General features: G+C 40.1%; 20 protein-coding genes and 2 tRNA genes. 7 read left to right on the top strand and 15 right to left on the bottom strand.

Annotated features, from left to right (window positions below; genetic code table 11):
- Positions 1-17: 17 nt before the first annotated feature.
- From AAHJ11_RS12405 to prmC, 15 genes are all read right to left on the bottom strand, one after another.
- Positions 18-989, bottom strand: a complete 972-nt coding sequence (locus tag AAHJ11_RS12405; protein ID WP_320978843.1) for a FecR family protein — start codon at positions 987-989, stop codon at positions 18-20.
- A gap of 150 nt (positions 990-1,139) precedes the next feature.
- Complete coding sequence (locus AAHJ11_RS12400; RefSeq protein WP_008997914.1) at positions 1,140-1,682, bottom strand: RNA polymerase sigma-70 factor; 543 nt, start codon at positions 1,680-1,682, stop codon at positions 1,140-1,142.
- 345 nt (positions 1,683-2,027) lie between these two features.
- Entirely contained in the window at positions 2,028-3,170 is a 1,143-nt protein-coding gene (locus AAHJ11_RS12395; protein ID WP_148363950.1) for a DUF1735 and LamG domain-containing protein, read from the bottom strand.
- A 32-nt stretch (positions 3,171-3,202) separates the two neighbouring features.
- Entirely contained in the window at positions 3,203-4,324 is a 1,122-nt protein-coding gene (locus AAHJ11_RS12390) for a glycoside hydrolase family 18 (protein ID WP_217722896.1), read from the bottom strand.
- Between the two features lie 33 nt (positions 4,325-4,357).
- Positions 4,358-5,998, bottom strand: coding sequence for a SusD/RagB family nutrient-binding outer membrane lipoprotein (locus AAHJ11_RS12385; protein WP_117935555.1), 1,641 nt, complete (start codon positions 5,996-5,998; stop codon positions 4,358-4,360).
- A gap of 15 nt (positions 5,999-6,013) precedes the next feature.
- Positions 6,014-9,337, bottom strand: a complete 3,324-nt coding sequence (locus tag AAHJ11_RS12380; protein WP_320974560.1) for a TonB-dependent receptor — start codon at positions 9,335-9,337, stop codon at positions 6,014-6,016.
- Between the two features lie 162 nt (positions 9,338-9,499).
- Entirely contained in the window at positions 9,500-10,486 is a 987-nt protein-coding gene (locus AAHJ11_RS12375; protein WP_258979377.1) for a FecR family protein, read from the bottom strand.
- Positions 10,487-10,543: 57 nt separating this feature from the next.
- Positions 10,544-11,098 carry an RNA polymerase sigma-70 factor gene (locus tag AAHJ11_RS12370; RefSeq protein ID WP_148363954.1) on the bottom strand — a complete coding sequence of 185 codons (555 nt, stop codon included), beginning with the start codon at positions 11,096-11,098 and terminating at the stop codon, positions 10,544-10,546.
- A 277-nt stretch (positions 11,099-11,375) separates the two neighbouring features.
- A tRNA-Leu gene (locus AAHJ11_RS12365) sits at positions 11,376-11,459 on the bottom strand.
- A gap of 16 nt (positions 11,460-11,475) precedes the next feature.
- Positions 11,476-11,548: transfer RNA gene (locus tag AAHJ11_RS12360), tRNA-Gly, on the bottom strand.
- Positions 11,549-11,641: 93 nt separating this feature from the next.
- On the bottom strand, positions 11,642-12,982 hold the full coding sequence (gene argH, locus AAHJ11_RS12355) for an argininosuccinate lyase (protein ID WP_148363955.1): 1,341 nt from the start codon (positions 12,980-12,982) through the stop codon (positions 11,642-11,644).
- A gap of 122 nt (positions 12,983-13,104) precedes the next feature.
- Positions 13,105-13,515: an SRPBCC family protein gene (locus AAHJ11_RS12350; protein ID WP_148363956.1), complete on the bottom strand. Its 411-nt coding sequence runs from the start codon at positions 13,513-13,515 to the stop codon at positions 13,105-13,107.
- Positions 13,516-13,610: 95 nt separating this feature from the next.
- Positions 13,611-14,249, bottom strand: coding sequence for an orotate phosphoribosyltransferase (gene pyrE, locus AAHJ11_RS12345; protein WP_004299787.1), 639 nt, complete (start codon positions 14,247-14,249; stop codon positions 13,611-13,613).
- Between the two features lie 78 nt (positions 14,250-14,327).
- Positions 14,328-14,810, bottom strand: a complete 483-nt coding sequence (locus AAHJ11_RS12340) for a regulatory protein RecX (protein ID WP_320978844.1) — start codon at positions 14,808-14,810, stop codon at positions 14,328-14,330.
- Complete coding sequence (prmC, locus tag AAHJ11_RS12335) at positions 14,807-15,643, bottom strand: peptide chain release factor N(5)-glutamine methyltransferase (protein WP_148363958.1); 837 nt, start codon at positions 15,641-15,643, stop codon at positions 14,807-14,809. The genes AAHJ11_RS12340 and prmC overlap by 4 nt, the downstream gene beginning before the upstream one ends.
- Positions 15,644-15,679: 36 nt before the next feature.
- Between prmC and ribD the strand changes: the two genes are divergently transcribed.
- The 7 genes from ribD (at position 15,680) to murI (ending at position 23,863) form a co-directional block, all read left to right on the top strand.
- The gene (gene ribD, locus AAHJ11_RS12330) at positions 15,680-16,735 is read left to right on the top strand and encodes a bifunctional diaminohydroxyphosphoribosylaminopyrimidine deaminase/5-amino-6-(5-phosphoribosylamino)uracil reductase RibD (protein WP_148363959.1); all 1,056 of its coding nucleotides are present in this window, start codon (positions 15,680-15,682) and stop codon (positions 16,733-16,735) included.
- Between the two features lie 142 nt (positions 16,736-16,877).
- Positions 16,878-18,356, top strand: coding sequence for a DUF6242 domain-containing protein (locus AAHJ11_RS12325; protein WP_320978845.1), 1,479 nt, complete (start codon positions 16,878-16,880; stop codon positions 18,354-18,356).
- Between the two features lie 25 nt (positions 18,357-18,381).
- The gene (locus AAHJ11_RS12320; RefSeq protein ID WP_008997927.1) at positions 18,382-19,116 is read left to right on the top strand and encodes an isoprenyl transferase; all 735 of its coding nucleotides are present in this window, start codon (positions 18,382-18,384) and stop codon (positions 19,114-19,116) included.
- Between the two features lie 30 nt (positions 19,117-19,146).
- Complete coding sequence (gene bamA, locus AAHJ11_RS12315) at positions 19,147-21,801, top strand: outer membrane protein assembly factor BamA (protein ID WP_074556722.1); 2,655 nt, start codon at positions 19,147-19,149, stop codon at positions 21,799-21,801.
- A gap of 23 nt (positions 21,802-21,824) precedes the next feature.
- Positions 21,825-22,340 carry an OmpH family outer membrane protein gene (locus AAHJ11_RS12310; protein WP_234133264.1) on the top strand — a complete coding sequence of 172 codons (516 nt, stop codon included), beginning with the start codon at positions 21,825-21,827 and terminating at the stop codon, positions 22,338-22,340.
- A gap of 56 nt (positions 22,341-22,396) precedes the next feature.
- Entirely contained in the window at positions 22,397-22,912 is a 516-nt protein-coding gene (locus AAHJ11_RS12305; RefSeq protein ID WP_117935535.1) for an OmpH family outer membrane protein, read from the top strand.
- Positions 22,913-23,020: 108 nt separating this feature from the next.
- On the top strand, positions 23,021-23,863 hold the full coding sequence (gene murI / locus AAHJ11_RS12300; RefSeq protein ID WP_148363961.1) for a glutamate racemase: 843 nt from the start codon (positions 23,021-23,023) through the stop codon (positions 23,861-23,863).
- Positions 23,864-23,922 lie beyond the last annotated feature (59 nt).

Here is a 23,922-nt window from a genome sequence, read left to right as displayed (position 1 = left end):
GTTTTTATCTTTTAGTACTAAATAAATATCTCTATCTTTATTTTCTCTTTACCGGCATCTGCGTTATTATTCAGATAACGCCAACGAACTTTCGAGGAGGCACTGATAAAATTAAGTACCTGTTCCAGATTCCGGTTAGTAAATGTCCCGGAGAATGAGTCGTCATGAGGTACATTCTCCTGTATGACAAATTCGGCATTGTATCTATCTTCCAAGATATCCAGTGCATCCCGTAATGACGTTTGACGGAAAATTATTTTGCCATCTTTCCATGAAAGTTCTCTCTCGCCGGAAGTCGTATAGAGTTCCGTCTTTCCATTCTGGGAATAATAGACCAGTTTCTGTCCCGGAGCCATCACAATATACTGCGGTTGTTGACTAGCATTGTTGAATTCAAAATTAACTTTCCCTTCAACTAAAGTAGTAATTACCTCATCTGCTTCTTTGTATGCCTTTACATTGAATTTTGTACCCAGAACTTTTATGGCAGACTGGTGAGCGGTAGAGACTATGAACTGTTTTTCCGGATTTTTCCGGACATCAAAATAGGCTTCTCCATCAAGTTCCACAGTACGTGTACGGGAAGAGAAATGGCTCGGGAAAGTCAATGTACTTTTTCCATTTACCCATACTGTAGTTCCGTCAGCAAGTGTCACGAATGTGCGTTGTCCGGCTGGCACATAAACAGTCTGCATTTCTATATCCTCTTTTTGGAGAACCTGTATCATTGCATAACTTAATCCGAAAGCTACGACAAACACTGCCGCAATCCGCAAGATTCGTTGTGTAACAGGATGCAATGAAATTATCTTTTTTGTCTTCTTTGAGAATGCGCCTGTGTCTTGCCAGATGAATGCATCATAACTCTTACGAAGAGAAATGAATTCTTTAAGATTGGCTGCATCCGCATCAATCCATGTAGCAACGTCTTCCTTTTCCTTTTGAGATGCCTTGCCTGCAATATATTTTAATAGTAATTCCTTATCCATATAATAAATAATTTATGAGTAATGAGAATAGGGGTATTATTCTCCTTTCATTAAGAATACCACTCACTAAAGAGATTCCCTAGTAAGAAATGTGATTTTTTTTGTTATTGCTTAAAAAAAATAGCAAGCAAGGAGGTATTTTCCTTCTTTTCAGATGAAAAAGAAAAGGAATGGAGCATAATCTTTTAGATTATCACGCAGTATTTTAACTGCTCTGCTGATATGATATTCTACTCCTTTTACACTAATGCCCAGTTCTTCGGCTATTTCTTTATGGGATTTTCCATCCAGGCGATCGCGGATGAAAGCAGTACGAGTTTTTTCCGGCATACTCTCCAGTAATGCGTGCACTTTTGCCCGTAATTCCTCTGATAATATTTCCTTTGGGTCGCAGGCTTCCAATGTTGATATACGAATTTCCAATTCACGCTGTCCCTTATCAAGCAAAGTTTGAAAAACATTCTCCTGTGCTTGTATATGTTTCAGGTAATTGAGTGATTTGCTGCGAATATAAGTAATTAAGATCGCTTCAACACTTGGGATTTCCCGTTCTTTACTTAGTTCCCATAAATGGATAATGGCTTCTGATACAATATCTTCTGCTACTAAGTCATTATGGACATAGGACAAGGTAAATAGGAAGGCTTTCCTATAATAAGCAGTATATATCGAGTTGAAGTTGATTTGAGCCATTCGCCAGTATATCCATAAGTATTAAATGTTGCAAAGGAATGCATTTTACTTATAATAAGAAAACTTTTTAGAGAAAATTTAAATTTGGCTAAAATTCCTTTTTCATATAAAGAAGAAAAGGGGTGCTGATTATAATTTGCACGTCAGCATTAAATCCCCTTCTGATGTACTGAGAAAAACATTTAGATGAAAAAGATATAAACAGGATAAATAGTAACTTCTTCATAAAACAAACATAAATAAAAGAAACCTGCTTACCAAAAGAATATTATCTTTTCAGTAAGCAGGCTTTCACTCATATTCAAAAATGCAAAGAGCAAAACTCTCACAAATTTGTGTGTTCCATTAATTAATAGCTATCGGAGCATCCAACGTCTTAATAGTAATTCCATTTGTAGTACCGTTTATACGCCCTGTGGCATCTTTGATAACTCCACCTTCCTGAGTCTCCGATCCGTCTAGTTTATAATAAAGTGCCAAGCCTTCTGAAGCAGGGTCAACCCCTAGCATATTCTGCTTAAGTTGATTTTCCGTACGGGCTACACTCCAAACACGGACTTCACTCATTTTACCATGGAATGGACGTTCACCCCATTTGAAACCATAGATTCTACCAATATAAAAACCCATATCCGAATTCGGATCAAAACCGTCAATACCCCAATCTGAACCAGCCCATTTTTCACCATTTACATAAATGCCGGTTTTTCCTGTCGGTTGATCATAAGTCAACGCTACATGATACCAACGATTTGTTAACAACGGTTTCGTTACACGGTAGTTCTGTCCTCCGGCCACTTCCAAATAATCTTTAGGAGTAATTCCTCCTCCCGCATCACCGATACGGAGAATCATCACACCTTCGGTTCCCATAATCGTATTATTATCGAGGAAATAATCCACATTAATCAATGCTTCGTAAGTGAATGACGAGAAGAAAGTACCGACAGGGAACTTCACAGAAATATAGTGATTACTGAAATTACCAGCTTTGGTAATTTTCAACGGTTTGGAGAAAAAGAAATATGCAATGTTTGTTCCGGAAAGAGTCGACACCGAAGACGAATGTACCCGCATAGGCAAAACATACGAGTTCCCGGCTTTCAAGGCTTCTAACCCGGAAAGTTCGACTTCTACATTATTCGCATACAATTTTCCACTCGAAATAGAAGATGTCGTACTGCTTAGCTTTACCTGCGAAACATCAAGCATCTCATAATTTGTGCCATACTTTGCATTGTATTCGTCTACTACACTTGGTTCGGCTACACTATATGATACGTCTACCTGAGAGGAAGTTGCTGACGAGAGTCTTGAAACCAGATCAAATGTCATTACATCCATCTCATCTTCCACCGAGAAATTATATTCCTTGCTTTCGAAATAAACCTTAGGCTCCAGCAGGTCATTCATGCTGTCGTTGCAAGCGCCCAACAATAATGCCATACTACCTACCATCAAATAATAGAATATATGTTTATTCATCATCTTTTTACTGTTTTAGAATTTTATAAATCCACTTATTCCTGCGGTTTATTTTCCGCTTCGTTTTGTTTCGCTTTCCATTCATTGAAAACCCGCTGATTGATTTGAATAGCCTGACGCATCCATTTATAATTTGGTGTATTGTCATAATCATTATCGAAGCGATAAGCTCCTACTCCACCTTTATAACCTTTCCGCGGCATAGCAGCAGCCTGTCTCAGCAATTGACCTCCATTTGTGGCATACTTTTCAAAGTTTTCAGTACAGATTATTTTCTTAGGATCAACGCCATAACCATCTAAATTGGGGTTGGAACTACCATAACTTTGTATAATCCAATAATCGACATACTCATCCAATTCACTGGTAAGCCCATAAATATTTCCATCAATACAGATCATTTTATGTCCTTTACCTTCCGGATCGCTTTTCGGGCCAATGTAATTGTTCATCTCTTTAACCAAATGAATCAAATGCTTGTTCTGACTCAATGTGCCATCCATATCAAACACACCACTACCGATTTCCCAGTCTACATCATAACCGTCCCATTCGTTTGCATACAAAGAATCGCACAGAGCTTTGGCAAACTTCGCCAGACATGCATAATGGTTTTCACTTTCAAACTGACCTTCAAATCCCCAATATTTCCAACGGGCTTGTTTCTTCGCTGTTTCCAATTGAGCCGCCGACCAGCCTTCTTCCTCCGCTTGTTTTTCCACTTCGAGGTATACCGAATTTGGTGTCGCACCCTTACCAAGATAAGAAAGCAGACTTACCTGCAACAGTTTCGTTCCTTTCACCTTTTGCACAAACTCTTTATCAGCTTTCTGCTCCGGAGTGATTTCATAACGTCCTGGAGCGCCACTCCACATAGAAACAAAATCCATACTATCGGGCATAGCAGAAAGATATCCTCTTCGATAAGCTCCAGCAGGCGCCCAATTGGAATACCATCCGAAAGCTACGGGACGATTGTAATTCCAGGCAGTCGCCTTATAGGCACGCAGATTGGCATAATATGCCTCACTCTCCGCATTGTTCATTGTGGCATACCCGCCTATATGGTCTATCTCAATATTCTCCACATCCATGCAAGAAGTTACCATCATGCCTGTCAATGGAATAATATATAACAATTTTCTTAATGATTTCATATTTTTCATCTGTATTAAAATGATACATGTAGGTTATCTCTTACAATCCCACCACAAACGGGTAGAAGACCTATCTTCGCCACCGGCACCGTTATTGAACAACTTCAAGGCTGCTTCATAGATAGCCTTTCCCTCGTTAGTCTGAGAAAAACTGGTGGGATAAATCATACGGCGAATACCGCCCTCAAGAGTTGCGCCTTGCACTGCTCCTTTCAAAGTCTTAATGACATTCAACTTCGGATAACCGGTTCTTCTCCATTCCGTCCACGCTTCCTGTCCGTTAGGAAACAAAGCAATCCACTTCTGAATCATAATCTTTTCCAACTTCTGCTCAGTTGTTCCTTCAAACTTGGCAGTAGTCTCACACGGAGCAGAAAGTGTTTGCCCATACTGATAATGGGAAAACACAAATGCCCGAGGTGACAAATTGGAATTCATATAATCATCTACAGGATCGGTCACGCCATTCTCCTGAAAAGACATATCAATGCCCTGTTTATACCATGAATCCGCACTACCGAAACCTTCCCAGACTAAAGCTGCTTCCGCACGCAAAAAATAAACTTCCGACGCACGCAGCCAATATGTAGGAGTCCCACTTTGAATATTGGGCTTTGAGCAAGATTTGTAGATATCATTCTGCGCATTGGCATGCCCTGCCGGCACCGCTTGATATGTTTTTCCGTCGAAAGCCTCAACACCATAAGAGGTATTACCATCCATCGGCAAAAAATAAACACTCAAACGCGGGTCTTCATATCCCATCAGATAAGAAAAAATGGAAGAACCCATACGAGCTTCATTATAGTTGCCTGCCAGCCATTCAATGTTGTTGCGGAAAGTCATGCCTGCTCCTTGACTCATTTGGGCCGCATCATCCTTAGCCGTCATCACACCGATAGAATGATTTACTGCTTGAGTAGCATATTTTTTCGCCAGTTCCGCATTAGCGAAGCGGACACGCATAGCCAAACGAAGCATCAGCGAATTGCCGTATTTCACCCATTTAGTAGCATCTCCGGCATATACCGCATCATAAGCTCCCATCACATTCACCCCATTTTCAGCTTTTTCCGTCAATACGGCAATGGCAGCAGTCAAATCCTGAAACATAGCTTCATAAACATCCTTCTCCGAATCGAATGGAATGTTCATTGTAGCGTCCGCCGCATGAGAATAAGGCATCGGACCGAAACTTTCAAGTGTCTTGTGCCAAGCGGAAATCTTCAGAATTTGAGCCAAAGCAAAGACTTCGGGCGTACCATTTTTTTCGGACGCTATTTTCAATTTCTTCCAAGGATCAAGAGCATTGGTATAGGACTGTGTATAGGTCGCTTTTATCCAATTGTCCAACAAATAATAAGTAGTATTGTTACTACCTGCGTTCCAACCGTTACTGTTGTTCTCGCCAAAAAATCCACTCCAATTATCGGCCGATAGATGATAAGCTATTTGATATTCATTGATAACATCTGTATCATCAGCCTGTGTGCCTACGGGAATCACTGTCCGTTGCATAGCTGTAATCAGCCCTCCGACTTCAAAACCATCCATCGCACCTTCTCCGTCGCTCATCTCAAATTGGTTGGTATTGATTTCTTCAAAATTGCATGAGGCAAATAGCGCCATTGCGCATATCACCGCTAATAGTTTAAACTGATTCATTTTTCTCATAATAAAGAAGGTGTATTATAATTTAAATTTAATACCGAAACCAAAGCTACGAACACTCGGTTGCATAAAATAATCATTACCTTGTCCGTAAGTACTAGTGGAAGGAGTCAGTTCCGGATCGAACGGAGCTTCGCAATACAACATCCAAGGATTGTTGGCTATAAACGAAACTGTAACATCTTTCAACACGTTACCAAACCACTTATTAGGCATAGTATAGCTAAAGGTAAGTTCTTGCAAACGAATATTGGTGGCACTGTATACATAGTAACCGGAAGTTTCATAATTTCCCGTACCTGTCATCTGATAATAAGACTTCGCGTCTACCAGACCTTGTCCCTTCAACAATACGCCTCCCGCTTCACGAGCCTCAGCCGAACGTTTGGACACACCGAAACGATCGAGCAATGCCTCTGTAGAAGAGGTCACCACGCCACCAAAACGTCCGTTGATCTGGAATCCGAGCCCAAAGCCTTTGTATGTCAACATATTACTCCATCCCATATTGAAATCAGGAGAAGTTTTTCCCAAATAAACGGGTTCCCCCTTTTCCATTCCAAAGGTTCCATCGCTCTTTACCTCAACATATCCCAAGTGGTCTTTCTTTAAGAAGGTGTTGGCATAAATATCGTGAATACTTCCACCTTCTTTCAAGATGACACGACCACCATCCTTCAAAACCTCCGGAATATTAATCGGTTCATCCATCAAATCCGTATGATAGTTTTCAACCATCTCCTTAATCTCGTTTATATTACGAGAGAATGTCAATGTTGAAGAGACTCCTAATCCGAACTTAAACTGATCGGAATAGCTTAATGAAGCCTCCCAACCACGATTTCCCACATTACCGGCCTGCAAATAAATCTGCTTGTATCCGGTAAATTCCGGAAGATCACCCAAGAAGGTCTGATTGTATGTATTAGAATGATAGTAGGTTACCTCCGCACTTAATTTATTCCACAACTTCAGACTTAATCCAAATTCGTATGACTTTGTACGTTCTGCCTTGAAATCTGTAAACGGATAGATACCGGTAGGATCTAATGCACCACCCACAATAGGGGTAGTTACCGTACCCGGAGTCAGTCCCGAACGGGATACAGGCGCACCGACTTCCGTATACGAACCGCGAACTTTCAGGTAAGAGATAAATTCGGGCAATTTGACCATCTCGGAAATAATCCCGGACAGACCGATTGAGGGATAGAAGAAAGATTCTTCATCGGTATTCACCAAACGTGAATTCCAGTCATTACGTCCGGTCAGCGTCAAATAAAGCATACTCTTCCAACCAAGTTCCAAATTGGCAAAAACAGCATGATTACGTACACGACTATCACCACCCTTTTCTGAAATACGACCATTAGCCGGATCGATATTAGAAGCTGCAAATTTATTGGGCACTCCCAATAATGTCCCTTTGTATCCTCTCTCCAATGCCCAATAGTTAGAATAGTTCCAACCCGCATTGGCAGAAATACTGAAATCAGCTATATGTTTATTTACGTTCAACATAAAGTCGGCATATTCCTGACGGTCTTCATAGTTATTGTATCCATACAGTCCTTTCTTGCCTTCCGCAAATTTATCGTCGGATGAAGCGTAAATCTTGCGTTCAAACAATACATGTGTGTCATCCATTCTGAAACGGGCTGCCGCATTCAACCAATCGGTAATATTATAAGTCAACCCTACGTTGAACATATAACGACTCTTTTCATTCGTAGCTACATTGCGATAAGCAGTCCAGTAAGGGTTCTGTGAAGCATATACCGGATCTGCCACCGGCCAATACTGAACCGGAAGTTGACGGCTTTCATCGAAATGCTCGAATGACTTAATTCCATCAAAGTCTTCACCACGAGGGAACAAATAGGCGGCCATCACCGGATTCCAATATTGTCCTTGCGATACCATATTCTTGTCTTTCTGTTTCACATACGACGCACCTAAATCAAGTTGTAATTTATCATTAAGGAAAGTTGCCGTATTACGGATTGTGAAATTCAAACGTTCATATTCATTATTAGGCACAATACCTTTGGAATTGGTAGAAGAAACAGAAGCAAAAGTCTGATTCGATTTCGTACCGGTGGTCAACGTAACTGAATTAATAAAGTTTGTTCCGGTATTAAAGAAATCCTTCTTAGGATCATAACTTGTAGGAGTCAAAAGTTTCTCACCCCAGCTTTCATACATATCTTTTTTGTTACCATACGTATTTTGAAACTCAGGAGTCATATAAGCTTTGCTGAACTCTGAAGAAGAAGAGAACTGCACTGAAAGTTTTCCTTCTTTTCCTTTTTTAGTGGTAATCAAAATTACACCGTTGGCAGCACTACTACCATACAGCGCGGCAGCCGAAGGACCACTCAAAACAGAAAGGCTTTCAATATCTTCGGGATTGAAGTCGGCGATTCCTTCTGTTCCGGCCTTACCTTCACCCATAATACCACTGTCGGTATTTCCCATATTGGTATTGAACAAAGGAATACCGTCCACCACATACAAAGCATTGTTATCACCTTCGATAGATTTTGCACCACGCATTACAACACGTGTCGCACCACCAACTCCACTAGCGCTTTTATTAATACTCACTCCGGCTATCTTACCGTTCAACGAGTTTACAAAGTTAGCATCTTTTACCGCAGTCAAAGCATCTCCCTTGACTTGTTGTACATTGTAAGACAACGCCTTTTCTGCGCGTTTGATACCCAATGCCGTCACAACAACTTCATCGAGCACTTCGGTATCCTGCTTCATTACAACCGGATAAAAATCTTTCTTGGAGACAGGAATTGTCTGTGTAGCATATCCGATATAAGATACTTTGAGAATCGATTTTTCTGCCGCTTTGATCGTAAAGTTACCATCGAAATCGGTAATCGTACCTGTAGAACTACCATCCACAGATATATTTACTCCAATCAACGGTTCACCGCTTTCATCGGTAACCTTTCCTTTGATATTTTTAAGGGTTTGCGTAACTACAGGCTTCTTTTCAGTTATTATGATGTAGTTACCTTGAATCTGGAATGAAAAGCCTGTCCCTTTTAAAATGGTATCGAGTGCGGTTTCGAGGGATGCATTCTGCAAGTTTAACTGGGCTATTACTTTTCCTTTTAATTCGGAATCACTATAATTTATAGACTTTTTGGACTGTTTTTCCACAGTCTTTAAGGCATCAATGACAGTGATGTTCTTTTGCTGGATAGTTATTTTACTATCATTTTGAGCCAAAGCGAAAGTCTGTATAAGAATAAGACTTAAAAAAGTGAGAAAGACCCGCTTATGAGCTATTTTTTCTGCTATTTTTTCGTAGATTTGTAGCATCTTTAGTATTAGTTAATTGGTTATTATTCTAGGATCATTCAGAATAGCGTCAATATTACGCTAATATTAAAAGAAATTGATTTCATATCCGGGAGGAACGGCCATTCCTTCCGGGTATTTTTTTGCATTACGTATTAAATTAAAAAAGGTTCTACAATATATTTATTCTTTGCTAGTTACATAGCACTTATTTCCCTTGACAACATAGTTTACATTTCCTACAACTTGCGATATAATCTTCATAACTTCCTCCAAATTAGCCTGTTTGGAGAAACGGAAACTATATGTATTCTTTTTCAGACTATGAAGGCTATATACAAAGGCATAAGGAAATTTACGTTCAAGATTTGTAAAAATATCCTCCAGATGCATATTACTAAAAACCAATTCCCCACGTTGCCATGCCGTCACATCATCTATCTCAGGCATCCGCAGATTGTGCGCTTTCGTATGTTTGTCATAGACCAACTGTTCATTAGGCTTTAAAATAATATTTGACATTAAATTATTAAATTCCACTTTCACACGACCTTCCAATAATGTGGCAATTAATTCATTGCTGTCAGGATAAGCATTTACATTAAACTCTGTTCCCAAAGCTGTAACTTGATAATCATTCGCCTTTACAATGAAAGGATGCTTCTTATCCGGTTTCACTTTAAAGTTGGCCTCACCAATCAAATATACACTTCTAGTTTCTCCTGTAAATTGTTCCGGATATAGTAGTGTACTCTTTGAATTCAGCATGACATGTGTACCATCCGGTAATGTAAGTTCACGAGTTTCGGCTGTTGGTATATAGCATTCAACCAAATCTTTTTCTGGTCGGTCCTTTTCCAACATCAGATAGATAGAAATGGATGAGACAGCTAACAAGAAAATAGCTGCAGCTCTCCATATAAGTAACTGGTAATTTCTCTGCGAAGTGGCAGACTGCATTCCCAGATTCTGCCGCATTCGTTGTATTGATTGTTGCATACCATCAGGTGCTCTCTGTCCTTCTGCTTGTTTCCAAAGCTCATGAAGAGCCTCATTCTTTTCATCAACATGCTCCTCATCAGCCAACCACTGTTGCACTTTCTTCTGTGTATCGGCTGAATAGTTGTTATGGCCGAACAATTCTATGAGTTGTTGAATATAATTTTTCATGAATCTTTTTCTTTCTTTTTTGGGCTTTATACACTAAATACAACTACTACGAACACACTACTTAAAAATATTGGAGAAAAAAATAAAAAAGAGGAGTACCTTCTTTAATTCGATCAATGCCAGATAAACCTGATGCTCTATAGTACGAATAGAAACATCGAGTTTATCAGCTATTTCTTTATGGCTTAATCCTCGAAAACGGCTAAGTTCGAATATCAACCGACGACGTTTCGGCATCTTTTCCAAGGTCAACTGAATAATCAACAGCATCTCCCTATAATATACATTATTCAAGATCTCTTCTTTCTCTGTCAATTCATAAAGAAAAGTCTTTTCTATAACCTCCGCCTGATATTCTTGCTCTACCTGTTGATGCTTAAAGATGTTCAGAACTATATTTCTAGTCATTATAAAGATATAATTGTCTAGTTCTTTATCATTATTCAGCCATAACTCCGGCTGCAGCCAAAGCTTACAAAAAACATCTTGAGCCACATCTTCTGCATCACTTTCCGATTTAAGCAGCATTTGAGCAAAGTTTTTTACTTTCGGAAAATTCACAGTAAAAAACCTCTGAAACTTTAATTCAATCTGCTTGTCGTTATTTTCCATCTCTCTAGTATTTTTCAGTGTTAACGGTTAAATCAAATGTACCATGTATAAGGTTAAAGAAATGATTAATATAATATCTATTACAAGCTTATAATCTGAAAGCAAAATAAAAGATTAATAACACAATAAAAAAATATTATTACTGTTTTTTGATTTATTTTTTCAAGTAGCCATTACTACAAAGCTCCCTCAAACAAAACAAATGTAGATTACACACCCATAAAAATAAAAAAGGCTTTATGAATCAATGATTCATAAAGCCTATAAAGAATACTCGTACTCGAAGCGGGACTTGAACCCGCACAGCCGCAATGGCCAAAGGATTTTAAGTCCTTCGTGTCTACCATTCCACCATTCGAGCATCCTTTCAAAGAAAGAGCGGAAAACGAGACTCGAACTCGCGACCCTAACCTTGGCAAGGTTATGCTCTACCAACTGAGCTATTTCCGCGTTTTTTCAACGGGTGCAAAGATAAGCAGTTTACTTGTTTCTGCCAAATCTTTTCGGAGGAAAGTTTAAAAAACTATCCTCCGAAAGTTTATTTTATCTTCCAAGCAGTGCTTTCTCCGCTTTCTCCATTCCACAAAAGTTGAATCCATCGATCACTTGCTGCATCAATGCTGAGATTTCCGCATTGCAAAGGTTGCCAATACTACCTTCATGAGTATGGTGTACTTCTTTTGTATGAGAGAATTTTCCAGCTTCAATATCCAAACCAACCTTCTTATATGCATCACGGAAAGGCATACCTTCACGCGCCAGACGATTCACTTCTTCCACGCTAAAAATAAGGAGGTATTTATCATCATCGAGGATATGCTCATTGACCTTTATTTCATTCATGATGTAAGTTGTCATCTGCAAACAGTCTTTCAATTCCTGAAAAGCAGGCAGGAAAACTTCTTTTATAATCTGCAAATCACGGAAATAGCCGGAAGGCAAATTATTCGCAATCATCATGATCTGTTGAGGAAGCGATTGCAGTTTATTACATTTAGCACGTGTCAGTTCAAAAACATCGGGATTCTTCTTATGGGGCATAATGCTGGACCCCGTGGTACAGTCATCGGGCAATTTCACGAAACCAAAGTTCTGGCTATTAAACATGCAGGCATCAAAAGCTAACTTGGAAATGGTTCCGGCAATCGTAGCCAATGCAAAAGCAACATTACGTTCCATTTTCCCACGCCCCATTTGAGCATACACAACATTGTAATTCATCGAATCAAAGCCAAGCAAGTCGGTTGTCATTGTCCGGTTCAAAGGAAAGGACGAACCATACCCTGCTGCAGAACCTAATGGATTACGATTACACATTTTAAATGCGGCCTGCAAAAACAGCATATCGTCCATGAGACTCTCGGCATAGGCACCAAACCACAAACCAAAAGAAGAAGGCATTGCAATCTGTAAGTGGGTATACCCTGGCATCAAAACGTTTTTATATCGTTCGCTCTGACGAATCAGTACATGGAAAAGTTGCTCTACAGCTTCGGCAACTTCTTTTATTTGTGTACGGGTAAAAAGTTTCAAATCCAATAAGACCTGATCATTTCTGGAACGACCACTATGTATTTTCTTTCCGATATCACCCAAACGACGGGTCAACATCAGTTCTACCTGTGAATGTACATCTTCCACCCCGTCTTCTATGATAAATTCACCTTTTTCAGCCGAGGCATAAATACTCTTCAACTCTGCCAGCAACTGTTCCAGTTCTTCTTTTGTCAACAAACCGATACTTTCAAGCATCGTAATGTGAGCCATAGAGCCGAGCACATCATGCTTGGCCAAATAAAGATCCATCTCACGATCACGACCTACCGTGAAACGTTCGATATCCTTATTCACCTGTACGGACTTCTCCCAAAGTTTCTGTGCCATAAAAAATAAGTTTAAGTATTAAGTGTTAAGTATTAAGTGTTAAGTATTAAGTATTAAGCACAACAGCATGAGCCAAAGTGACTGCGGTTAATACTTAATACCTAATACTTAATACTTGTTTTTTAATATTCAATAACTGCCAGCATATCAACCATCTTCTCCAAACCCTCCTGAAGAGGTTTCTGTACCATTGCTTTCATAAACGGATTAAGATCCATACCGATAGTCACCTTCACCTTGCACTCTTCTTCTGCAGTTTCAACCAGTTGAATCCACATATTAAAGGGAAGTGGAGAGTTAGTTGTTGCCAACTTTATACATTTACATGGATCACGCTCTACAATTTGCAAAGTCAGTTGCCCAACAGGAGGGACACTAAAGCTTAACGTGTCCGAATCAAAACTCAAATCCTGTACCTTATCTTTCGGTAAACGATCTTTGACAGCTTCCAGATTACTCAAATCCGAAAGTTTATTATATACGCGTTCCTGACTGTAAGGTATTACCTTGACACTACTCTCAAAATTACTCATAAATTTCTATTAGTATAAAACAAAAAAAGAACAATCCGGCCAAATATTGTCCGAACAGTTCTTTTTACCAAATATGTTTGATCAAAAAATGAATCTTATTTTCCAGCATCCCAATGAGCAGGGTCTTTACGCCATTCGTTCAATGTCTGTATGTCTTCTTCTTCAATATAGCCTGTACGAAGAGCGACATCAAGTACTGCTTCATAATTGGTCAATGTTACCAAAGTCACCTTCGCATTTTTGAACGCCTCTTCAGCTACCGGGAATCCGTATGTATACGCTGCAACCATACCGATCACTTCGCAACCATCGCGACGAATTGCTTCAACAGCCTTCAAACTACTACCACCAGTAGAAATCAAATCTTCTACGACTACGACTTTCATGCCCGGACGAAGTTCACCTTCAATCAGGTTTTCCAATCCATGATCTTTGGGGGTAGAACGAACATACACGAACGGCAGATTCAATGCATCAGCTACCAAAGCTCCCTGCGGAATAGCGCCTGTAGCCACACCAGCAATCGCATCCACCTGTCCGAATCGTTCTAATATCAGACGTGTAATTTCAATCTTCACAAAATTACGAAGAGAAGGATAGGACAGAGTTTTACGGTTGTCACAGTAAAAGGGGGATTTCCATCCAGAAGCCCATGTAAAAGGGTTAGCGGGTTGAAGTTTAATAGCCTTAATCTTCAACAGTTTCTCCGCAAATAGTCTCTCTAAGTTTTTCATAACTAAACTAACTATTAATTATTTGCCGCAAAAGTACAGAAATTGAATGAGAATAAAAAGAAGAATCCGTTTATTTTTTCAGTCAATTTGTTCCTCTTCATCGGGAATGTCAATACAACGCTTGATATCTTTCAATTCAAATCCACGACTCATAGCGAATCGCATCAGCTTTCCATTCAATTCGTAATCGTCTGCTGCATGGATACTTTTCCGCTTGGAAGTCAGCAAGTCACGCAGAATAGAAAGATATTCTTCTTCATCAATTTCATTCAGATAACGCCATGCCACATCAGAAGGGATTTTCTTCATGTAAAGCCCTTGGACTATTTTCATTTTCCCCCACTTGGCAAAGCGGAACTTGTCATTCACAAAAGCCCTGCAGAAACGTTCATCATCAATGAACTTCTCTGATTCCAGTCGGTCAAGAATACGCGCAATGGTATCATAGGCAATCCCCCAACGTTGTAACTTCTCATTTATTTCTGCCCGGCAATGCTCGGCAGTGGAGCAGTAAGAGGCTACGCGATTTAAAGCCTCTTCATCAGTTAATTGTGCACTCATCGGTTAGCTGTAACTATTCTATCTTTTCCAAATATGTCTTTTATAACACGAACATCACGATATTGGTTCATTTCAAGTATGTGTGCTGTTTCCCGGCCATAGGCCTGGTTGATTTCAAAATAAAGTTTTCCGCCCGGCAATAACAATTCACTTCCCAGACAGGCTATACGATTATAAAACCGTAAAGGGTCCTCATCAGGAACGAACAAAGCCAAACCCGGCTCCCACTCAAGGACATTAGCGTCCATTTCGTTCTTTTCCGTTTCAGTCACATAAGGCGGATTACTGACGATCACATCAAAAGACGGTACTTTTTCCCAGTCATCGGACAGCACATCTCTTTGCAGAAATCTCACCCCGGCTTCTAAATTTTCATTGTTTTTACAGGCAATAGACAACGCTTCTTCCGAAATATCCCAAGCCTCTACGGCTACATCCGGAAGTTTTTTATCCAGAGAGATCGCAATGCATCCGCTTCCTGTACCTATATCTAACAAACGACGTGCATTCGGGTTCTCCTTTACTATTAGCTCTACGAGTTCCGCGGTCTCCGGCCGAGGGATTAACACGCCGGAAGCAACCTTAAAATTCCTTCCACAAAACTCTGCAAAACCGCGAATGTACTGTATAGGTTCATTTTTCTGTAAACGGAATATAATGTTTTCTAATTCACGCTGTTTGCATTCGGATAAAATTATATCTTTGCCCATGTAAATATCGAGCGCATCTAAGCCTAACATGTCGCAACAAATCAGCATTGAAAGAGCTTTTATCTCTTCCGGCGGATAGATTTCCTGCAAAGAATGGCGAATGTAAGCGGTGATACGATTCATATTTTCACAATTTCGGAGTGCAAAAGTAAGAATAATATGGCGAAGAGCACCAAAATGGAAGAAGAAAAATACATGAGGCGTTGCATTGAGCTTGCAAAGAACGGGTTATGCAATGTGCCTCCAAACCCGATGGTAGGGGCTGTTATCGTATGTAACGGACGTATTATCGGTGAAGGCTATCACATTCGTTGCGGAGAGGCACATGCGGAGGTCAATGCAATCCGTTCTGTCAAAGATGAGTCTTTATTGAAACATTCTACGATTTATGTCAGTCTGGAACCTTGCTCCCACTACGGGAAAACGCCTCCTTGTGCGGATCTGATTATAGAGAAACAGATTCCACGCATTGTTATCGGCTGTCAGGACCCCTTTTCTGAAGTAGCCGGACGAGGAATTCAGAAATTACTGGATGCCGGACGGGAAGTTACAGTCGGCATATTAGAGGAAGAATGTCAATCGCTGATTCGTCGTTTTATTACTTTCAATACACTTCATCGGCCTTTTATCACGTTAAAATGGGCAGAGTCAGCCGATCATTTTATTGACATAGAACGTACAGGTGGAATGCCTGTGATACTCTCCTCTCCTCTCACTTCAATGCTAGTACATAAAAAAAGAGCGGAGGCCGATGCTATTATGGTAGGCAGACGAACGGCTTTATTGGATAATCCGTCGCTAACGGTACGCAACTGGTATGGGCATCATCCAATACGCATCGTATTAGATCGCACATTATCTCTTCCGAATGATTTACAAATATTCGATGGAAATGTGCCAACATTAGTCTTTACTGAAAAGAAACAGCCAGAAAGAACCAACATCACATATATCTCCATCGACTTCAATCATAACCCACTGGAGCAGATTATGGAGGTACTGTATCAACGGAAAATACAATCCTTACTGGTAGAAGGAGGCAGTCAATTGCTGCAATCATTCATCGATAATGAACTATGGGACGAGGCGTATATCGAGAAGTGCCCCAGCTGGCTACATTCCGGTGTTAAAGCACCCCAAATGAACGATAATTATAGTTATTCGATAGAAGAACACTTCGAAAGACAATTTTGGCATTATGTTCACCGGATATAGCTAAGATAGTTCTATTCAGGGGGTTTTACGTCGATAAAAACAGTATTATTATCTATAATTTTATATAAAACTTACCTGTAATGTTCATTATCGGAAAAAATGTTTCTATTTTTGCAACTTGTAAATAAACACAATCTTTCAAATGAGAATAAAGTTTTTATCATTCATTGCGAGTTTTTTCATGGTGTCATTTGTTATAACGTCATGTCTTGATGACGATAATAACATCGAATATAGCCCGGATGCAACTATCCATGCGTTTGAACTTGACACAGCAGGCCTTGGGAGTTATAAATTCACTATTGATCAATTATCACGTGAAATTTATAACGAAGACTCTCTTCCTGTTCATGCCGACACCATCATTGACAAGATTTTAATCAAAACATTAACTACGGCATCTGGTGTCGTAACAATGAAAGACAAAAGCGGTAACGATTCTGTCATAAACATCAATGATTCTATTGATCTCCGAGAACCACTTATTATAAAGGTATGGTCGACAGAAGCTTTGGCAGGAGTATCTCCTAATCAGACTAAGGAATATACTATTAAGGTAAATGTACATCGGCATGATCCTGATTCGTTGAGATGGAATTACTGTGGGAACATTGACGAAGCTAACCTCACAGGAGAACAAAAGTCAGTAGCTTTAGAAAATGATATCCTAACTTATTCTGTTGTTAATGGTAGCCTTATGGTATATCGTGCACAAATAGGTAACACGATGAATTGGAGCTCAAGTGTTGTGAGTGACAGCAAATCTAAATTTGATGACAAGCTCCCTTCTTCTATTTTATCATATAAGAAGAAACTGTATGCAACATCTGCAACAGAAGACGGAAAGGTATATGAGTCTACAGACGGAACAACATGGTTAGAGTCAGATTTGTTTAGTGGCAATCACGTCAATTTGCTTCTGGCACCACTAAGTAATAAAATAACATATATCAAGACTGATGACGGCAAGAAAGTATTTGATTCAACCGCTGAAATCGCATCTATAGCAGAGGCAGAAAAGAAGCTTCAAGAAGTACCGGATGACTTCCCGATTGGCAATATTTCCTACACTACCTATACAACAGCTACGAACCAGGAAGGTATCATGTTAATCGGTAAATATAAAGATCAACCAACTGTTGGAGAAACCGAAACGATTGTACCTTGGGCATATATGGGAGAGATATGGATTCCACTACCACCCAATAATGTAGATACAAGTTGTCCTGCATTGACTAATCCTTCCATAATATATTATAACAATAAGTTCTATATTTTCGGAGAGAAATTTGAATCTTTCTATATTTCTGAAGCAGGTATTGCATGGAAAAAGGCAAATAAGAAATTTTATCTACCTTATCAGGATTGGAGTGAGTCAGACTTTAAACCAAGTCCGGAGAAGCCGGAATTCAGGGGTAGAACAAGCTATTCAACCGTAGTAAATAAAGACAACAACAGTATCTATATTCTTTTCAGTGCAGGCAATGCTAGCTTTGATGAAGAAGTAGAAGATGACGATAGTACACGAGCTACGAACCACCATACTTATTCTTATAAATCAGAAGTTTGGCGTGGCCGTCTTAATCAGCTATGGTTTGATTTGGCAAAAGCTGGCAAATAAAAACGTATACGTTTAAAATAAAAAGATGTCCTATATAGAACAAATAGACAAAACTCGGATACCACAACACGTGGCCATCATTATGGATGGGAACGGACGATGGGCAAAACAACGAGGGGAAGAACGTACTTATGGTCACCGTGCTGGCGCAGAAACGGTACAGAATATTACCGAAGATGCCGCCCGTTTGGGAATCAAGTACCTGACACTGTACACCTTCTCAACCGAGAACTGGAATCGGCCGCAAGACGAAATTGCGGCTCTGATGAATCTATTGCTAGAATCTATTGAAGAAGAGACATTGATGAAAAACAATATCCGCTTCAATGTAATCGGTGATTTCAAAAAGTTACCTGTTGAAGTTCAGAAAAGTTTGGCATCATGCATAGAACGCACATCCCAAAATAGTGGCATGTGTATGGTATTAGCTCTTAGTTATTCATCCCGTTGGGAAATAACCGAAGCTGTACGACAAATAGCAACACTGATAAAAACTGGAGAAATATCTCCCGAACAAATAACTGATGAATGCATCGCATCTCATCTGGAAACTAAGTTTATGCCCGACCCGGATCTACTGATCCGCACGGGAGGAGAAATCCGGCTAAGCAATTACCTCTTATGGCAATGCGCTTATTCGGAGCTTTATTTTTGTGATACTTTTTGGCCTGACTTCAACAAAGAAGAACTCTACAAAGCCATTTGGGAATATCAACAAAGGGAACGCCGATTCGGCAAAACCAGTGAACAGATCAGCTAATATAACTCGAAACATCAAATTATAACATAAATGCATTATCGTATTTCCTTTATATTCATAACGTTTGTCTGCCTGTGCTGCTTTGCGACAACAGGCATTGCGCAAAATGCTAACACTGATGAAGACTCGAAACCTGTCATCTTATACTCTGGAACACCCAAAAAGTATGAGATAGCAGATATTAAAGTCGAAGGCGTAAAGAATTATGAAGACTATGTATTGATTGGACTATCCGGACTATCGGTAGGACAAACAATTACTGTGCCGGGTGACGAAATTACTGGAGCAATCAAACGTTATTGGCGTCATGGTTTGTTCTCAAATGTACAAATCACAGCCGAGAAAATTGAAGGCGACAAAATCTGGTTAAAAATCAGTCTGACACAACGCCCGCGTATCGCAGATGTGCGCTATCACGGTGTGAAGAAGTCGGAACGCACCGATCTTGAGGCCAAGTTAGGGATGGTAAAAGGTATGCAAATCACTCCGAATACCGTAGACCGTGCCAAGACATTGATCAAACGCTATTTCGACGATAAAGGATTCAAAAATGCAGAAGTTATTATCTCGCAGAAAGACGATCCATCCAGCGAAAATCAGGTGATCGTTGACATTGATATCGACAAGAAAGAAAAAATCAAAGTACACGAAATCCAAATCGTTGGTAATCATGCAATCAAGGCTTCCAAGCTGAAGAAAGTAATGAAGAAAACCAATGAGAAAGGCAAACTTCGCAATTTGTTCCGCACCAAAAAATTCGTGCCGGAAAACTTCGAAGCAGATAAGCAGCTGATTATCGACAAGTATAATGAGTTGGGATACCGTGATGCAATGATTGTAAAAGACAGCGTTTCACAGTATGACGAAAAGACTGTAAACGTTTATTTGAATATAGACGAGGGACAGAAATATTATCTACGTAATGTTACATGGGTGGGTAACACTCTTTATCCGTCAGAACAGTTGAACTTCTTGCTTCGCATGAAGAAAGGTGACGTATACAACCAGAAGTTATTGAACGAACGTGTTTCTACAGATGATGACGCTATCGGTAACTTATATTACAACAACGGTTACCTGTTCTATAACCTCGACCCGGTAGAAGTAAATATTGTCGGCGACTCTATCGACCTCGAAATGAGAATCTATGAAGGCCGTCAGGCTACTATCAATAAGATCAAGATCAGTGGTAATGACCGTTTGTATGAAAACGTTGTTCGCCGGGAACTTCGTATTCGTCCGGGACAATTGTTCAGCAAAGAAGACTTGATGCGTTCCTTGCGTGAAATCCAGCAGATGGGACACTTTGACCCGGAAAAGCTGCAACCGGATATTCAACCGGATCCGATGAACGGAACTGTTGACATAGGCTTGCCTTTGACTTCCAAAGCCAACGACCAGGTGGAATTCTCTGCTGGTTGGGGACAGACAGGTATTATCGGTAAGTTGAGCTTGAAGTTCACCAACTTCTCCGTAGCCAACTTGTTGCACCCGGGTGAAAACTACCGTGGTATCCTTCCACAAGGTGACGGTCAGACATTGACTATCAGCGGACAGACGAATGCTAAATACTACCAGTCATACAGTATTTCATTCTTCGACCCATGGTTTGGCGGTAAACGTCCGAACTCATTCTCCGTATCGGCATTCTTCTCTGTACAAACAGATATCAGCAGCCGTTACTATAACTCCAGCTACTTCAACAACTACTACAACAGTATGTATAGCGGCTACGGTGGTTATGGTATGTATAACTATGGTAACTATAACAACTACGAAAACTATTATGACCCGGATAAATCTATCAAGATGTGGGGACTTTCCGTAGGTTGGGGTAAACGTCTGAAATGGCCGGATGACTACTTCACTCTTTCCGCTGAATTAGCTTACCAACGCTATAACTTGAGCGACTGGCAGTATTTCCCGGTAACCAACGGTAAATGTAATGACCTTAGCATTTCATTGACTTTGGCTCGTAACTCTATTGACAACCCAATCTTCCCTCGTTCGGGTTCAGATTTCTCACTGTCAGTTCAGTTCACACCGCCTTACTCGTTGATGGACGGTAAAGACTATAAGGGATATTACAGCAACCCTGAAACAGGTAGCATCACCCAGGACAACATGAATAAACTTCATAAATGGATAGAATACCACAAATGGAAATTCAAAGGCAAAACATATACTCCGCTGATGGATCCGGTTGCTCATCCAAAATGTCTGGTATTAATGACACGTACGGAATTCGGTCTGTTGGGTCACTATAACCAATACAAGAAATCTCCGTTCGGTACATTCGATGTAGGTGGTGACGGTATGACCGGTTATTCAACTTATGCAACTGAAAGTATCGCTTTGCGTGGTTACGAAAACAGCTCATTAACGCCATACGGTTCTGAAGGTTATGCCTATGCACGTCTCGGCATCGAATTAAGATATCCGTTGATGCTGGAAACAAGTACTAACATTTATGTGTTAGGTTTCCTTGAAGCAGGTAACGCATGGCATGATATCAAGAAATTCAATCCATTCGAGTTGAAACGTTCTGCCGGTGTCGGTGTTCGTATCTTCCTTCCGATGATTGGTATGATGGGTATTGACTGGGGTTACGGTTTCGACAAAGTATTTGGTTCTAAACAATATGGAGGAAGCCAGTTCCACTTTATCTTAGGACAAGAATTCTAATGTATCATCAAAAACTAAACGTTATGAGAAAGTCTGTTCTATTAATTATGATGCTATTTACTGTCAGCATGGCAGCAAATGCACAGAAATTTGCACTGATCGATACGGAATATATTATGAAGAATATTCCGGCAGCTCAAAGCGCTAATGAGCAAATGCAAGAAGCTACGAAAAAATACCAGAGTGAAGTAGAAGCTCTGGCTAAAGAAGCACAGAAGATGTTCCAGGATTACCAGGCAAAATCTTCCACTCTTTCTGCCGCACAAAAAACAAAGACAGAAGATGCAATCGTAGCAAAGGAAAAAGAAGCAGCCGAACTGAAGCGTAGTTACTTCGGTCCGGAAGGCGAATTAGCCAAGATGAGAGACAAGTTGATTACTCCGATCCAAGACGATATCTATGAAGCTGTAAAAGCTATATCACAGCAACATGGATATGATTTGGTAATCGACAGAGCCTCTGCTACAGGTATAATATTTGCAAATCCACGCATAGATATTAGTGATGAAATCCTAAGAAAATTAGGATATTCAAATTAATTTCATACATTTGCAGCTGGAAATAACTAAAAATCATTCAAATAAATTATAGAACTATGCTAAAAAAAATTGCACTTGTAATGTTGCTTGCACTCCCAATGGGTGTATTTGCACAGAACCTGAAATTCGGCCACATTAATGCACAGGAAATCATCACTGTGATGCCGGAATTCACCAAAGCCCAAAATGATATTCAGACTTTAGAAAAACAACTTACTGCCGAACTACAGAGAACGCAGGAAGAATTCAACAAGAAATATCAGGAATTCCAACAAGCTATCGCTAAGGATTCTCTTCCTCCCAACATCGCTGAAAGAAGACAAAAAGAGTTGCAGGATATGATGCAGAGACAAGAGCAATTCCAACAGGATGCTCAACAACAAATGCAGAAAGCCCAAAATGATGCAATGGCTCCTATCTACCAGAAGTTGGACAATGCCATCAAAGCAGTAGGTGCTGCTGAAGGCGTGATCTATATCTTCGACCTGGCAAGAACTTCGATTCCTTACGTGAACGAATCACAGAGCATCAACTTGACTAACAAGGTAAAAGCAAATCTTGGTATCAAATAAGATCTGACCAAGAATAAAGAAATACCAAAAGGGAAAGAGAAAGAAGGATCATCTTCTTTCTCTTTCCCTTTTTTTGGTGTACATTTGCATATATAAATCAGGTTTGTCATGAAGCAACATCTATCCCATACGCCCGGCCCAATCGGAGTATTCGACTCCGGCTACGGAGGTCTGACCATCTTAGACAAGATTAGAGAAGTATTACCGGAATATGATTATATCTATTTGGGAGATAATGCACGTGCCCCCTACGGAACGCGCTCTTTCGAAGTCGTATACGAATTCACCCGACAAGCCGTCAACAAGCTGTTTGATATGGGATGCCATCTGGTTATATTAGCTTGCAATACAGCTTCCGCCAAAGCTTTGCGTAGCATTCAGATGAATGATTTACCCCAAATCGATCCTGCCCGCCGTGTGCTCGGAGTCATCCGTCCCACTGTAGAATGTATTGGAGAGATTAGCAAGAATCAGCATATCGGTGTACTGGCAACAGCAGGCACCATCAAATCCGAATCGTATCCATTAGAAATACATAAACTGTTTCCTGAAATTCAGGTAAGTGGAACGGCATGTCCGATGTGGGTATCCTTAGTTGAGAATAACGAATCACAAGACGAAGGAGCCGACTATTTTATCCGGAAGTACATCGACCAATTACTGTCAAAGGATCCTCAAATAGATACTGTCATCCTCGGATGTACCCATTTCCCCATACTCCTACCTAAAATCCGGCAATACATTCCGGATCATATCAGTATAATTGCACAAGGAGAGTATGTCGCAGAAAGCCTGAAAGACTATCTGAAGAGACATCCCGAAATGGATGCCAAATGTACCAAGAATGGCAACTGCCAGTTTTACACAACCGAAGCGGAAGAAAAGTTTTCAGAATCGGCCTCTACTTTCCTGAAACAGCAGATTAGCGTAAAACATATCACACTCGAATAATTTTTAAGAAAATAAATAACTATTTCTCTCTCTTTTTTGTTATATTTGTAAATAACAAC

This window comes from Bacteroides sp. 90-K9/2, assembly GCF_047310725.1.
In the GTDB taxonomy this organism is placed as follows: domain Bacteria; phylum Bacteroidota; class Bacteroidia; order Bacteroidales; family Bacteroidaceae; genus Bacteroides; species Bacteroides vicugnae.
This window is presented reverse-complemented; position numbering and strand designations above follow the sequence as displayed.